Source organism: Providencia sp. PROV267, assembly GCF_028477825.1.
GTDB classification, from domain to species: Bacteria; Pseudomonadota; Gammaproteobacteria; order Enterobacterales; family Enterobacteriaceae; genus Providencia; species Providencia stuartii.
In genome coordinates, this window is the sequence record NZ_JAMPLX010000007.1 from 432,419 (window position 1) to 446,927 (window position 14,509).

The 14,509-nt window shown below is 44.2% G+C and carries 14 protein-coding genes; 13 read left to right on the plus strand and 1 reads right to left on the minus strand.

Features of this window, described 5'->3' with window-relative positions; translation table 11 throughout:
• The first annotated feature begins 22 nt into the window (after positions 1 to 22).
• From leuS to nadD, 4 genes are read left to right on the plus strand one after another with little or no spacing between them, the layout of a single operon-like run.
• Complete coding sequence (gene leuS, locus PR709_RS06695) at positions 23 to 2,605, plus strand: leucine--tRNA ligase (protein WP_004917635.1); 2,583 nt, start codon at positions 23 to 25, stop codon at positions 2,603 to 2,605.
• A 12-nt stretch (positions 2,606 to 2,617) separates the two neighbouring features.
• Positions 2,618 to 3,157, plus strand: a complete 540-nt coding sequence (gene lptE / locus PR709_RS06700) for an LPS assembly lipoprotein LptE (RefSeq protein ID WP_014657715.1) — start codon at positions 2,618 to 2,620, stop codon at positions 3,155 to 3,157.
• Complete coding sequence (gene holA, locus PR709_RS06705) at positions 3,157 to 4,191, plus strand: DNA polymerase III subunit delta (RefSeq protein WP_004917631.1); 1,035 nt, start codon at positions 3,157 to 3,159, stop codon at positions 4,189 to 4,191. Before lptE ends, holA begins: the two co-directional genes overlap by 1 nt.
• Positions 4,181 to 4,837: a nicotinate-nucleotide adenylyltransferase gene (nadD, locus tag PR709_RS06710; protein WP_004917630.1), complete on the plus strand. Its 657-nt coding sequence runs from the start codon at positions 4,181 to 4,183 to the stop codon at positions 4,835 to 4,837. Before holA ends, nadD begins: the two co-directional genes overlap by 11 nt.
• Here nadD and PR709_RS06715 read toward each other — a convergent pair.
• Complete coding sequence (locus PR709_RS06715; protein WP_225829595.1) at positions 4,828 to 5,550, minus strand: YbgA family protein; 723 nt, start codon at positions 5,548 to 5,550, stop codon at positions 4,828 to 4,830. The genes nadD and PR709_RS06715 overlap by 10 nt on opposite strands.
• A gap of 315 nt (positions 5,551 to 5,865) precedes the next feature.
• On the opposite strand from PR709_RS06715, the gene rsfS reads away from it, so the two are divergent.
• The 9 genes from rsfS to lipA all read left to right on the plus strand — a co-directional run bounded on the left by rsfS (position 5,866) and on the right by lipA (position 14,484).
• Positions 5,866 to 6,192 carry a ribosome silencing factor gene (gene rsfS, locus PR709_RS06720; protein ID WP_004917626.1) on the plus strand — a complete coding sequence of 109 codons (327 nt, stop codon included), beginning with the start codon at positions 5,866 to 5,868 and terminating at the stop codon, positions 6,190 to 6,192.
• A 2-nt stretch (positions 6,193 to 6,194) separates the two neighbouring features.
• Positions 6,195 to 6,665 carry a 23S rRNA (pseudouridine(1915)-N(3))-methyltransferase RlmH gene (gene rlmH / locus PR709_RS06725; protein WP_004917624.1) on the plus strand — a complete coding sequence of 157 codons (471 nt, stop codon included), beginning with the start codon at positions 6,195 to 6,197 and terminating at the stop codon, positions 6,663 to 6,665.
• A 32-nt stretch (positions 6,666 to 6,697) separates the two neighbouring features.
• Positions 6,698 to 8,587, plus strand: a complete 1,890-nt coding sequence (gene mrdA / locus PR709_RS06730; RefSeq protein WP_004917620.1) for a peptidoglycan DD-transpeptidase MrdA — start codon at positions 6,698 to 6,700, stop codon at positions 8,585 to 8,587.
• Between the two features lie 4 nt (positions 8,588 to 8,591).
• Positions 8,592 to 9,704 carry a peptidoglycan glycosyltransferase MrdB gene (gene mrdB / locus PR709_RS06735; protein ID WP_004917618.1) on the plus strand — a complete coding sequence of 371 codons (1,113 nt, stop codon included), beginning with the start codon at positions 8,592 to 8,594 and terminating at the stop codon, positions 9,702 to 9,704.
• A 12-nt stretch (positions 9,705 to 9,716) separates the two neighbouring features.
• Complete coding sequence (gene rlpA / locus PR709_RS06740; protein WP_004917617.1) at positions 9,717 to 10,694, plus strand: endolytic peptidoglycan transglycosylase RlpA; 978 nt, start codon at positions 9,717 to 9,719, stop codon at positions 10,692 to 10,694.
• A gap of 226 nt (positions 10,695 to 10,920) precedes the next feature.
• Entirely contained in the window at positions 10,921 to 12,129 is a 1,209-nt protein-coding gene (gene dacA / locus PR709_RS06745; RefSeq protein WP_004917615.1) for a D-alanyl-D-alanine carboxypeptidase DacA, read from the plus strand.
• A 99-nt stretch (positions 12,130 to 12,228) separates the two neighbouring features.
• Entirely contained in the window at positions 12,229 to 12,492 is a 264-nt protein-coding gene (ybeD, locus tag PR709_RS06750; protein WP_004917614.1) for a DUF493 family protein YbeD, read from the plus strand.
• A 258-nt stretch (positions 12,493 to 12,750) separates the two neighbouring features.
• A complete protein-coding gene (gene lipB / locus PR709_RS06755) occupies positions 12,751 to 13,395 on the plus strand; it encodes a lipoyl(octanoyl) transferase LipB (protein ID WP_014657709.1) in 645 nt (214 codons plus the stop codon).
• Positions 13,396 to 13,518: 123 nt separating this feature from the next.
• Entirely contained in the window at positions 13,519 to 14,484 is a 966-nt protein-coding gene (gene lipA / locus PR709_RS06760) for a lipoyl synthase (protein WP_004917612.1), read from the plus strand.
• Positions 14,485 to 14,509 lie beyond the last annotated feature (25 nt).

Genomic DNA, 14,509 nt, shown 5'->3' on the forward strand with positions numbered 1-14,509 from the left:
TCACCATAGGATTATCGGTGCCATGCAAGAACAATATCGTCCAGAAGATATAGAGCCAAAAGTACAGCGTCACTGGGATGAAAAAGCCACATTTAAAGTGACAGAAGACAACAGCAAAGAAAAATACTACTGCCTGTCCATGCTACCTTACCCTTCTGGTCGACTACACATGGGCCATGTGCGCAACTACACTATGGGTGATGTGATCTCCCGTTATCAACGCCTATTAGGTAAAAATGTTTTACAACCAATCGGTTGGGATGCATTTGGCTTACCTGCTGAAGGCGCGGCTGTCAAAAATAAAACAGCACCTGCACCATGGACCTATGCCAATATCGATTACATGAAAGGCCAGTTAAAAATGCTGGGCTTTGGCTACGATTGGGATCGCGAAGTTACCACTTGTACGCCTGAATACTATCGTTGGGAACAATGGTTCTTTACTAAGCTCTATGAAAAAGGCTTAGTCTACAAAAAAACCTCTGCTGTAAACTGGTGTCCACATGATTTAACCGTACTCGCCAACGAACAGGTTATCGATGGCTGCTGCTGGCGCTGTGATACGCCCGTCGAGCGTAAAGAAATTCCTCAATGGTTTATTAAAATCACCGATTATGCTGAAGAGTTACTAAACGATCTTGATAAGCTTGATGATTGGCCTGAGCAAGTCAAAACCATGCAACGTAACTGGATTGGGCGCTCTGAGGGTGTCGAAATCACCTTTAACGTTGCCGATCGTGATGACAAATTAACCGTATATACCACTCGCCCTGATACTTTCATGGGTGCAACTTATGTGGCGGTTGCTGCGGGTCACCCATTAGCACTCGAAGCCGCAGAAAAAAATGCCGAATTAGCCAACTTTATCGATGAATGCCGTAATACCAAAACAGCCGAAGCTGATATGGCGACCATGGATAAAAAAGGGATGCCAACTGGCCTTTATGTTATTCATCCACTCACCCAAGAAAAATTACCTATCTGGGTAGCCAACTTTGTGTTGATGGAATATGGCACCGGTGCGGTGATGGCTGTACCTGCTCACGACCAACGTGATTGGGAGTTTGCCCATAAATATAACCTGCCACTAAAAGTGGTTATTGCCGACGCTGAAGGCAATGAGCCTGATATTTCTCAAGAAGCGATGACTGAAAAATTTGCACTGATCAACTCAGGCGAATTTAGCGGCTTAGATAATACCGCTGGCTTCAATGCTATCGCAGACAAATTAGTCGCTATCGGCGTGGGTCAACGTAAAGTGAACTACCGTTTACGTGACTGGGGTGTTTCTCGCCAACGCTACTGGGGCGCACCAATTCCAATGGCAACATTAGAAGATGGCACAGTTGTTCCTGTTCCTGAAGATCAACTGCCAGTGATTTTGCCAGAAGATGTCGAAATGGACGGTATCACCAGCCCAATTAAAGCGGATCCAGAATGGGCGAAAACCACCATCAATGGTCAGCCAGCTTTACGTGAAACCGATACCTTTGACACCTTTATGGAGTCATCTTGGTACTATGCTCGTTACACTTGCCCACAATTTGATGAAGGCATGTTGGATCCGGCTGCTGCGAATTACTGGTTACCAGTGGACCAATACATTGGTGGTATTGAACACGCCATCATGCACTTAATGTATTTCCGTTTCTTCCACAAATTGATGCGTGATGCAGGTCTAGTCAACTCAGATGAACCAGCAAAACGCCTATTATGTCAAGGTATGGTACTGGCAGATGCCTTCTACTATACCGGCAGTGATGGTCAGCGTGTTTGGGTTTCGCCAAGTGATGTCACTGTAGAGCGTGACGACAAAAACCGTATTATCAAAGCCGTTGATACCGAAGGACATGAGCTGGTTTATACTGGCATGAGCAAAATGTCTAAGTCGAAAAACAATGGTATTGACCCACAGTTGATGGTTGAAAAATACGGTGCCGATACTGTGCGCCTATTTATGATGTTTGCGGCACCACCAGAGCTAACCCTTGAATGGCAAGAGTCTAGCGTCGAAGGGGCAAACCGTTTTGTCCGTCGTGTATGGCGTATCGTTCATGAGCACTCACAAAAAGGGGCAACTCAGCCGCTTGATGTCAGCACATTAACGACAGAGCAGAAAGACTTACGTCGCGACTTACATAAAACCATTGCTAAAGTGACCGATGATTTTGACCGTCGCTATGCGTTTAACACCGCGATTGCCGCTATCATGGAGTTCATGAACAAATTAGTTCGTGCACCACAAGAGACCGAACAAGATCGTGCATTGATGCAAGAGTCACTTGAAGCGATCACCTTGATGCTGTCACCTATTATTCCACATGCATGTTTCGAAATGTGGAAAGCATTAGGTCACACCGATGATGTCGATTTTGCAAGCTGGCCTGTCGCTGACGAAAAAGCCATGGTTGATGACACTAAATTAGTCGTTATCCAAGTTAATGGTAAAGTGCGTGGTCGTATCACTGTACCTGCTGATGCAGTGCAAGACTTTGTGTTAGATATGGCAACAAAAGAGTATAGCGTCTCGAAATACCTCGAAGGCGTTACTATTCGTAAAGTAATTTATGTACCAGGTAAATTACTAAACTTGGTTGTTGGCTGATAAGGAGGCCAGGTGCGCTATCTGATAACTTTATTACTGAGCCTGTCGGTGCTAGTCACCGCAGGTTGCGGTTTTCGCCTTCAAGGAACGACACAGATCCCTGAGGAACTGAAGACGTTACAGTTAAGTTCTAATGCACCTTATAGCTCTCTAACCAGAGCCGTTAGGGAGCAACTCAGACTCAATAATGTGACGCTTGTTGAAAATGGCAGCGCTGATATCCCAATTTTAAAAATTACGGGATCGTCAGAAAAAACAGAAACCGTATCGATTTACCAAGATGGTAAAGCGGCAGAGAAACAATTGACCTTTGTGCTCAATGCTCAAGTCATGATGCCAAATGGTTCGGTTTACCCGTTACAAAGCCAAGTTGAGCGTACTTTCTTTGATAACCCATTAGAAGCTCTTGCAAAAGATGCTGAAAATGAATTGGTTAAACAAGAGATGCGGGAACAAGCAGCGCGGATATTAGTCCGTAAACTGTTAATTGTTCATACTGCCGAACTTGAGAAAGCTAACGCTAAAGCTGTTGTTCCTGTTGTTGAACCATAATGATCCGTATCTATCCTGAACAGTTGGCCTCTCAGTTACAAGAGTCTCTGAAAGGCCGCTATTTAATCTGGGGCAATGAGCCCCTATTAATTCAAGAAAGCCAAGATGCCATCCGAAAAACGGCTCAAACTCAAGGGTTTGAAGAGCATTTCACCTTTTCACTTGAACAGCACACTGATTGGGACGAAATATTCAGCCTCTGCCAAGCCCTGAGCCTATTTACAAGCCGTCAATCACTGACGTTGATCCTGCCAGAAAATGGCCCTAGTGCTGCTATGGCGGAAAAGCTGATTCAATTATCTCAACTTCTTCACCCGGATATCCTGCTATTGCTTCGCGGGCAAAAACTCACCAAAGCACAAGAAAACAGTGCTTGGTTTAAAGCTATCAGCCATGAAGCTGTCTATATCAGTTGTCTAACGCCTGAATATCAGCGCCTACCTCAGTGGGTTGCAAAACGGGCGCACAATATGCAGCTCTCTTTAGAAACAGAGGCCAACCAACTCCTTTGCTACTGTTATGAAGGGAATTTACTCGCGTTGGCACAAGCACTTGAGCGATTATCGCTACTCTACCCCGATGGTAAATTAACCTTGCCACGTGTCGAAACTGCCGTGAATGATGCTGCACATTTTACGCCGTATCATTGGGTTGATGCCTTATTAGCCGGCAAATCACGGCGCGCTTGGCATATTCTCGAACAGCTTCAACGTGAAGATACTGAAACGGTCATCCTCTTACGGGCTATCCAACGTGAATTAATGCTACTACTGACATTAAAACGCCAATCGGTTACCACGCCATTAAAAACCTTGTTTGATCAGCATAAGATTTGGCAAAGCCGCCGACCATTATTGAGCGCAGCATTACAACGTCTAAGCTTACATCAATTACAATCCGCACTTTTGTTGCTAACACAAGCAGAGCTACATGCCAAACAAGACTTTAGCCACTCGGTGTGGCCTGACCTACAATCCTTGTCTATGTTAGTATGTACCAAAGCCTTACCAGAGAGTTTTATCCATGACCTTTAAGACCAAAGGCCTTCAAGCGTTATTTGGTGGGACATTTGACCCGATACATTATGGCCATCTACGCCCAGTAGAAGCATTAGCCAAGCAAGTTGGCTTACAAAAAGTGATTTTGTTGCCAAATCATGTGCCGCCGCACCGACCTCAACCAGAAGCTAGCCCAGCTCAACGATTAGACATGGTACGTCTAGCGATACAAGATAACCCGCTGTTTACCATCGATACCAGAGAGCTTGAGCGTAATAGCCCATCCTACACGATAGAAACCTTAACCTCATTACGTACTGAGATGGGGCCAGAACAGCCGTTAGCATTCATTATTGGTCAAGATTCGTTATTGTCGATCCATACATGGAATGGTTGGGAACAGCTGTTGGATAAATGCCATTTATTAGTTTGCTCACGCCCCGGTTATGCGACCAATTTCAGTGAGCCGCAAATGCAAGCATGGTTAAAAAAACACAGAACAGAGGATACCAATAAGCTGAGCCAAGCACCGAACGGTTATATTTTCCTTGGTGATACGCCACTCATTGATATTTCAGCCACCGAAATCCGTCATAGCTTAAGTGCCGGCCATCTAAATGATGATTTGATCCCCGCTTCTGTCATGGCTTATATCAAACAGCAGCACCTCTATCAAAATTGAAGTAATGCTCTGATTTTTTCACATCCCGGATATGGTGATAAGTAAAGTTGCTCACTGATATAACTATCAGGGTATTGAGTGAGCAACTGCAATATCATCGATAACGGATTATTAATAGAAAGATAACCCGCTTGATAATCATTGATTAGCCACCCCAAACGGACTTTTTCATCTCTTGTCGCTTTATATTTAAAATAGCCTTGTATATGTTGAAGCGCATTGACTTGTAACTTGCGAGCTGGTGTTGTGGCTAAAATATCCAGTAGTTGATGACGATATTGGGTGTAAACCTCAGTGAGTTCGCTATTTTTTTGAATACCCGCCACAAATTTACCTGTTGCTTTATATCCCTTCGGGGAATAAGCCATCAATAAATATTTATGACGACTGTGAAAACAAATAATTTGGTGGTGCGTTAAATTCTTAGCTAATTGCGTTAATCGATATCCGGTATACAGTTGAATAAGAAACCGATCGAGATGCTCTGGACATGACCATTCCTGCGTGGTTAACAGTGGTGTTTTTTCAGGAAGTTGTTCAAGGAGTTGCTGACGAGCTCCCTCATCACAAATTACCCCTTGATATGCAAACTTTATCTCTGTCAGGGCCGTAATGGGAATCAACTTAATATGTGACTCCGTTAATGAGGTGATATCCTCGGCAGGAAATTCAACATCCCCAAACAGAACAACATTAAACATTATTGATTCCACGCATGACTCCTTTGCTTTGTGAGATAAAACTCACGATAGCTGATTATTGATTTATCACTTTGTAAAGTTTGTACAAATTTCTTGCCCTGAACGCCAGTTATCCATATAAATCACACACCTTAAGGAATATAAAATAATTTAGCCGATTTTTCTGAAAATCTAGGGTAAAATGTCCCTGCCTTAACAGGTATATTACAAACAGTGTTTAACGTTATACCCGTCATACTTCGAGTTGTCTCCTAATTAGTGGCGCCAATAGCTTCTAAGGGATAGCTACTGGCATTATGTATTGGCTGAGTATAATTAGAATAAAAGGTGAACCTTTTGCAAGGAACTGAACTCCAACAATTTATTATCAATCAGCTTGACGATGCAAAAGCTGAAGATATCATCTCGATCGATGTTCATGGTAAATCAAGTATCACTGATCAAATGATCATCTGCACTGGGACATCAAGTCGTCACTTAATGTCTGTTGCAGACCGGTTAATTGAAGCTTGCCGTAAAAATGGCTTGCACCCACTCGGTGTTGAAGGCCAAGGGGTTTCTGACTGGATTGTGGTTGATCTTGGTGAAGCTATTGTTCATATCATGCAAGACGAAAGCCGTCGTATGTATGAACTTGAGAAACTCTGGAGCTGAGTTTGAAATTACAACTCATTGCTGTAGGTACAAAAATGCCGGACTGGGTTCAGACCGGCTTTATGGATTATCTCCATCGTTTCCCTAAAGATATGCCTTTCGAACTGATTGAGATCCCAGCAGGGAAACGCGGGAAAAACGCAGATATTAAACGCATTCTCGAGAAAGAAGGTGAACTGATGCTGGCAGCCGTCGGCAAAGGTAATCGGATTGTCACATTGGATATACCCGGTGAGAAGTGGGATACCCCAAAACTTGCTAACCAACTTGAAAACTGGAAACAAGATGGTCGCAATGTTAGCCTGCTCATCGGTGGCCCTGAAGGACTTGCACCTGCTTGTAAAGAAGCCGCCATGCAAAGTTGGTCATTATCTCCACTGACACTGCCCCACCCTCTTGTTAGAGTACTTGTTGCAGAAAGTCTTTATCGTGCGTGGAGTATTACGACTAACCACCCTTATCATCGGGAATAGTCAGTTTTTAATATGTTCAATATGGCAGTGGGATGAAAAATCAACGCACCCCTTTTCGCGACCATACAGCAGAATCAATGTTATTTATTCGCCGAGCATTAATTGCATTCGGCGTCATTGTGCTATTAACTGCTGTTCTTGTTACTAATCTCTATCATATACAAGTTGTTCGCCACGAGGATTATCAAACAAGATCGAATGATAACCGGATAAAACTCGTTCCCATTGCCCCTAGCCGCGGGATTATTTATGACCGCAATGGCAGACAATTAGCCTTAAATAGCACCTTTTACCAATTAGAAATTGTGCCTGAAAAAGTGGCCGATCTCCAAGACACGCTGGATAAACTGCGTGATGTCATCGGTCTAACCGATGAGGATATTGCTAACTTTGAAAAAGAGCGTAAACGCTCCCGCCGTTTTACCTCTATCCCCCTAAAAACACAGCTAAACGAAGTACAGGTAGCGCGCTTTGCCGTTAACCAATACCGTTTCCCTGGGCTTGAAGTAAAAAGCTACCAACGTCGCTCCTATCCTTATGGCTCGGCATTGACCCATGTCATTGGTTATGTTGCTAAGATCAACGATAAAGACGTAGAGCGCCTTGATAAAGAAGGAAAACTGCCTAACTATGCCGCCAGCCATGATATCGGTAAATTAGGCATCGAGCGCTACTATGAAGATGTGTTGCATGGGAAAACAGGCTATGAAGAGGTTGAAGTGAATAGCCGCGGGCGTGTTATCCGCCAGCTACATGAGCAACCGCCGCAAGCAGGCCGAGATATCTACTTAACTATCGATCTTGAACTGCAAATTTATATTGAAAAACTGCTGACAACGAGTCGTGCCGCGGTGGTTGTCACTGACCCGCGCAATGGTGAAATATTGGCATTGGTCTCTAACCCAAGCTATGACCCGAACTTATTTGTTAACGGTATATCAAACAAAGACTATCAAGCACTCTTAAACAACCCTGATAGGCCGTTAATTAACCGAACAACTCAAGGCCTTTATCCTCCTGCTTCAACCGTAAAACCTTTTATTTCGGTTGCGGCGTTAAGCGAAAAGGTGATTACCCCTTCAACGACTATCTTTGACCCAGGTTGGTGGCAGCTTCCAGGCTCTGAAAAACGCTATCGTGACTGGAAGCGTTGGGGGCATGGCAAATTAAATGTGGTGAAGTCAATCATTGAGTCTGCGGATACGTTCTTCTATCAAGTCGCCTATGATATGGGGATTGATAGAATATCCGATTGGATGAAGAAATTTGGCTTTGGCGATTATACTGGTATCGACCTTGCCGAAGAGCGAGCAGGTATTATGCCGACTCGAGAATGGAAGCAAAAACGCTATAAAAAACCTTGGTATCAAGGGGATACTATACCTGTCGGCATTGGACAAGGCTACTGGACCGCAACGCCAATTCAAATGTCAAAAGCCTTGATGACACTCATCAATGACGGTCAAGTGAAAACTCCTCATTTATTGTATGGCACCAAGCTCGGCAATGCGATGGTACCTTACGAAGATAAAGAGACGGCTCAGATTGGTGATATCCATTCAGGTTATTGGGAGCTCGCGAAGCAAGGAATGTACGGTGTCGCCAATGCACCAAACGGTACAGGAAGACGTAGTTTTATCGGCACGCCATATAAGGCAGCAGCGAAATCAGGAACTGCTCAGGTGTTTAGTTACGAAACCTATAACGCCAGCAAATTAGCCGAGCATTTACGCGATCATAAACTAATGATTGCCTATGCCCCCTACGATAAACCAACCGTTGCGGTCGCCATTATTTTAGAAAATGGTGGCGCTGGCCCTTCTGTTGGCGATATCGTTAGGCAAATATTTGACCATGTTTTATTAGGTGATAATAAAATAGAGGTTAATAGCGTACCAACAGGCACTGAGGAAGACCGTTAACACTATGACAGACGATAAGAAAAAATTATCACTCTCAGCGCGCCTGCACATCGATGTGCCTATGCTGTTAATTATTTTAGCGTTACTTGCTTACAGTGCGTTTATTATGTGGAGTGCTAGCGGGCAAGACCCTGAAATGATGGAAAGAAAATTGGGGCAAATCGCTTCAGGATTTATCGTCATGATCATCATGGCACAAATTCCTCCGCGCCTATATGAAAACCTTGCCCCTCATTTATATATCTTTTGCGTTATTTTGCTAATTTTTGTCGATGTTTTCGGGCAAATCAGTAAAGGGGCACAACGGTGGCTCGATCTGGGGATTATCCGCTTCCAGCCTTCCGAAATTGCTAAAATAGCGGTTCCTTTGATGGTGGCACGCTTTATGAACCGAGACCTCTGTCCGCCATCACTAAAAAATACCATGATAGCGCTCGTGCTTATTTTTACGCCTACCTTGTTAGTTGCCGCCCAACCCGACCTTGGTACCTCTATCTTAGTTGCCGCATCGGGGATATTTGTGCTCTTTTTAGCAGGAATGAGCTGGCGTTTAATCACTATCGCCGCAACCGCCCTTGCCGCTTTTATTCCGCTATTGTGGTTTTTCTTGATGCATGATTACCAACGAACCCGCGTCATGATGCTACTCGACCCTGAAACCGACCCATTAGGGGCTGGCTATCATATTATCCAATCAAAAATCGCGATTGGTTCTGGGGGGCTGATGGGTAAAGGCTGGCTACATGGAACACAATCACAGCTTGAGTTTCTACCTGAGCGCCATACTGACTTTATTTTTGCCGTATTAGCGGAGGAGCTTGGCTTAATTGGTGTATTGGTCTTACTCGGCTTATATCTGTTACTGATCATGCGTGGGCTTTATATCGCTGCGAACGCACAAAACACCTTTGGTCGCGTCATGGCTGGTGGCTTAATGTTGATCCTCTTTGTTTATGTATTCGTTAATATTGGCATGGTTAGTGGTATCTTACCCGTGGTTGGAGTACCTCTACCGCTCGTCAGTTATGGGGGATCGGCACTGATTGTTTTAATGGCCGGATTCGGTATTATCATGTCTATTCATACACACAGAAAATTTCTTTCCAAGAGTTTATAAAAGAGGCTTAGTATGCGTTTTCAATGGATTATGCTTGGCATTACGACTGCATTGCTTAGTGGTTGTGTCACAGAAGAGAACATTAAGCAGCCTAGTAATGTACCGGCTGTACCTGCTCAAGACGTGCTTGGCGCAGAGCCTCATTATGAGCCTTTTCATCCAACAGCCAACAGTGACTATCAGCGTAACGGCCAGCAATACCAAATTGTTCGCGACGCATCGCAATTTTCACAAGTAGGTTATGCCTCTATCTTTGGTTCAGAGTCAGCAGGGAATATGACAGCAATTGGTGAGCGAGTTAACCCTATTGAATTAACAGCAGCCCACCCGACTTTACCTATTCCAAGCTATGTGCGTATCACTAACATGATGAATGGCCGAATGATGGTTGTTCGTGTGAATGATAGAGGCCCTTATACACAAGGCAAAAGCATCGCTGTTTCTCGCGCCGTTGCTGATCGCCTCAATTTAATGCCAACCACACGCATCAAAATTGATGCTATCCAAGTCGCTCAAGATGGCTCTCTATCAGGACCAGGTACGATTGGCTCAAACTTTGTTAAACAAAGTTATGCCCTGCCAGGGCGCCCTCAGCTAGGCTCCGGCCCAATGGGAACGCCTGTAATGGAAAATTTACCAACCCCTGAAAATGTGCTCCCCGTGAAACAGCCAACAGCCCCAATGGAGCCCGTTGTGCCTGAAAGCAGCTTAAAAACCCCTGAGCCAGAAGCCCCTCAAGCGACGCCAAGTACTCCTGCCGTTCCTGAAAGAGGTTATTTAGTTCAAGTTGGTGCTATCGGAAATCAAAGCAACGCCAAAACTATGTTGGAAAAATTGAAAAGTCAGTTTGGTGTTCCCGGTCGCTTACAGCCCTACAACAATATTTATCGTGTTCAATTAGGGCCATTTGCAGATAGGCAACAGGCTGTGGATCTACAAGGCCGAATTCAGGCTGAACTAAATCAAACGTCGATGGTTGTCGCTCCATAAGGTAGGTATTCATCACTATTCAAATTATCAGTACCAACAATAATGACGCCTCTTAACCTAAACATATCAAGGGGCTTTTTTATTTGCTCGATAACCGACTAGTAACTTGAAGTGTGATCTGTATAAAATATTGTAAAAACATTGGCGCAAGCATTAATCAATCCTTGTACTTTTGCTAAACTGCGCCTCCTTGTGTTAACCGAATTCCGGATGTAACAATACAAACATGAAAAATTTTGCCCCATCACGCACCCTTCGTCATACCTTGCTAGGTGCATCGCTACTTTTCACTATGACACAGGCAAATGCTAACGAGCCATTCCCAAATAGCCCTGTTCCAGCAGTACCTGAAATTGATGCAGAAGCCTATATCTTGATTGATTACAACTCAGGTAAAGTGCTTGCTGAAAAGAATGCGGATCAACGCCGTGACCCTGCGAGTTTGACTAAAATGATGACCAGCTATGTTATTGGTCAAGCGATCAAGTCAGGCAAAATCGGTGCAGAGGATATTGTCACTGTCAACGAAGATGCATGGGCAACAGGTAACCCAATATTTAAGGGTTCCTCATTAATGTTCCTGAAACCCGGCGACCGCGTGAGTGTTTCTCAATTAACTCGTGGAATTAACTTACAATCAGGTAACGATGCTTGTGTTGCCATGGCGGACTATGTCGCGGGTGACCAAGCGAATTTCATCCAATTGATGAATGGCTACGTCAGCAAACTGGGCTTACAAAATACCCATTTTCAAACCGTTCATGGTTTAGATGCTGAAGGCCAATATAGCTCAGCACGTGACATGGCATTACTCGGGCAGGCTCTGATACGTGATGTTCCCGATGAATATGCTATCTACAAAGAAAAAGAGTTCACTTTTAACAATATTCGCCAAACTAACCGTAATGGTTTGTTATGGGATAAAAGTCTCTCAGTTGATGGCATTAAAACAGGCCACACTAATGCTGCGGGGTATAATTTAGTTGCCTCCGCAACAGAGGGCCAAATGCGCCTTATTTCCGTCGTAATGGGCGGTAAAAGTATGAAAGGCCGTGATGCAGAAAGTAAAAAACTGCTCACGTATGGCTTCCGCTTTTATGAAACTGTCAAGCCGCTACAAGCGGGGGTTGAGTTTGCCTCCGAGCCTGTTTGGTTTGGTGATGAAAATAACGTTAAACTTGGGGTAACAGAAGATCTGTTCTTAACTATCCCTCGTGGACGTTTAAAAGATCTTAAAGCAAGCTATGATATCTCAACATCCGAGCTAGAAGCACCACTGAAAAAAGGGCAAGCAGTTGGAACTATTAATTTCCAACTTGATGGTAAAACCATCGAACAACGCCCTCTGGTCGTGCTGAAAGATGTGGAAGAAGGTGGCTTTTTCAGTCGTTTAATTGACTATATTAAGTTACTGTTCCATCGCTGGTTTGGCTAACCCTTGAATCAGATATATATCATCCCCATATAGTGTATATCTGAAAGTTTGAAGGGGGGAATCCCCCTTCAAACACTATTATTGTTATTAGGAGCGCCCATGAAAACGAAATTAAACGAACTACTTGAGTTCCCCTGCTCATTCACTTACAAAGTGATGGGATTAGCGGAGCCGGAGCTGGTTGATCAGGTCGTTGAAGTGGTTCAGCGCCATGCTCCGGGCGACTATTCTCCAGAAGTGAAGCCGAGTAGCAAAGGCAATTACCACTCCGTTTCGATTACCATTAATGCAACGCATATTGAGCAAATCGAAAAATTATATGAAGAGCTTGGTGCATTAGAGCGCGTTAGAATGGTTCTGTAATTCACTTTGTGTCTTATCAAAAATCGGGTGGCTTAAACCCACTCGGTTTTTTCCTAACATCTTTTATATTACTCCCCCTATATAAAAACTTTCACCGTTTCTGGGTCCAAATACCTGCCTTTTTTCCCGCTAGATAGCGTTACAGGTTACTTTGCATAACACAAATAGATTGCGTCAACCCTCAATATAACATTTTCATAACATGACAAAACTGGCGATAACCCGCTACCAGCGTTATACTACTGGCACATTTCTAATGTGGATGTTAAAACATTGTCAGCACGAACCATTATTGTACGTCAATTAGGGCTTGCCCCTTATCAACGCGTTTCTGATGCGATGCACCAGTTCACTGAAAACCGCGACAAAGAGACCGCCGATGAGCTATGGCTTGTCGAACATCCTCGCGTCTTTACCCAAGGCCAAGCAGGTAAGGCTGAACATCTGCTCGCTCCCGGAGAGATCCCCGTGATCCAAAGTGATAGGGGCGGCCAAGTCACTTATCATGGCCCTGGTCAGCAAGTGATGTATGTCATGCTTGATCTCAAACGTAACAAGTTAGGCGTTCGCGATTTAGTCACGGCCCTTGAAACGACGGTTGTGAAGACACTTGCACATTACCAAATTGAAGCTTATCCACGCCCTGATGCCCCCGGCGTGTATATCAATGGTGATAAAGTTTGTTCGCTAGGTCTACGCATTCGAAAAGGTTGCTCTTTCCATGGATTAGCGCTCAATATCAATATGGATCTAGAACCTTTCAACCGCATCAACCCTTGTGGTTATTCGCAATTAAAGATGACACAGATGTGTCATTTCATTCCCAACCTGACATTACCAGATGTTCAACCCGTGCTAATTGAACAGTTCTGTGACACACTGGGATTTCATATTGTTCAATAATGATGCTATAATTTTTTAACATTTTTAAAAAAAATTTTAATGGATAAGTCACGGCTCCCATACTTTTATTCCTAGTATCAACTTATCCAATAACTCAAAAAGATAACTGGAACCGGTATAATTATGAGTAAACCAATTCAGATAGAACGCGGAATTAAATATCGTGACGCCGATAAAATGGCGCTGATCCCTGTTAAAAACGTTGTTACAGAACGTGAAGAGATTCTACGTAAGCCTGATTGGATGAAAATTAGGTTACCGGCTGACTCGACCCGTATTCAGGGGATCAAAGCCGCTATGCGCAAAAATGGCCTGCACTCTGTTTGTGAAGAGGCCTCTTGCCCTAACCTATCTGAATGTTTTAATCACGGTACAGCCACTTTTATGATCCTCGGTGCTATCTGTACACGCCGTTGCCCATTCTGTGATGTTGCCCATGGCCGCCCAAATGCACCCGATGCTAACGAGCCAGTTAAACTTGCTCAAACCATTAAAGATATGGGGCTTCGCTATGTCGTGATCACCTCGGTGGATCGTGACGATTTACGAGACGGCGGAGCACAGCACTTTGCAGATTGTATTAGCGCTATTCGTGAAAAAAGCCCCTCGATTAAAATCGAAACATTAGTGCCAGATTTTAGAGGCAGAATGGATCGTGCTTTAGAGATCTTGACCGAAACACCACCGGATGTATTTAACCATAACCTTGAGAATGTGCCGCGTCTTTATCGTCAAGTACGTCCCGGCGCAAATTATGATTGGTCATTAAAGCTACTTGAAAGGTTCAAAGAAGCGCATCCAGACATCCCAACCAAATCAGGTTTGATGGTTGGCTTAGGTGAAACTAACGAAGAAATTATTGAAGTAATGCGCGATTTGCGCCGTCATGGCGTTACCATGCTAACGCTTGGTCAGTACCTCCAACCAAGCCGCCATCACCTTCCGGTTAAGCGCTATGTTAGCCCTGCTGAATTTGATGAAATGAAAGAAGAGGCTATGGCGATGGGCTTTACCCACGCGGCTTGTGGTCCGTTCGTACGCTCATCTTACCATGCAGACCTACAAGCCAAAGGCGAAGAAGTTAAATAGTCACGACGTTTATCACCCTGTCTAT

Excerpts from the sequence above, each read along its gene's own strand:
- leuS (WP_004917635.1), top strand. The coding sequence starts at position 23 with ATGCAAGAACAATATCGTCCAGAAGATATAGAGCCAAAAGTACAGCGT.
- holA (WP_004917631.1), top strand. The coding sequence starts at position 3,157 with ATGATCCGTATCTATCCTGAACAGTTGGCCTCTCAGTTACAAGAGTCT.
- nadD (WP_004917630.1), top strand. The coding sequence starts at position 4,181 with ATGACCTTTAAGACCAAAGGCCTTCAAGCGTTATTTGGTGGGACATTT.
- mrdA (WP_004917620.1), top strand. The coding sequence starts at position 6,698 with ATGAAAAATCAACGCACCCCTTTTCGCGACCATACAGCAGAATCAATG.
- mrdB (WP_004917618.1), top strand. The coding sequence starts at position 8,592 with ATGACAGACGATAAGAAAAAATTATCACTCTCAGCGCGCCTGCACATC.
- rlpA (WP_004917617.1), top strand. The coding sequence starts at position 9,717 with ATGCGTTTTCAATGGATTATGCTTGGCATTACGACTGCATTGCTTAGT.
- dacA (WP_004917615.1), top strand. The coding sequence starts at position 10,921 with ATGAAAAATTTTGCCCCATCACGCACCCTTCGTCATACCTTGCTAGGT.
- ybeD (WP_004917614.1), top strand. The coding sequence starts at position 12,229 with ATGAAAACGAAATTAAACGAACTACTTGAGTTCCCCTGCTCATTCACT.
- lipA (WP_004917612.1), top strand. The coding sequence starts at position 13,519 with ATGAGTAAACCAATTCAGATAGAACGCGGAATTAAATATCGTGACGCC.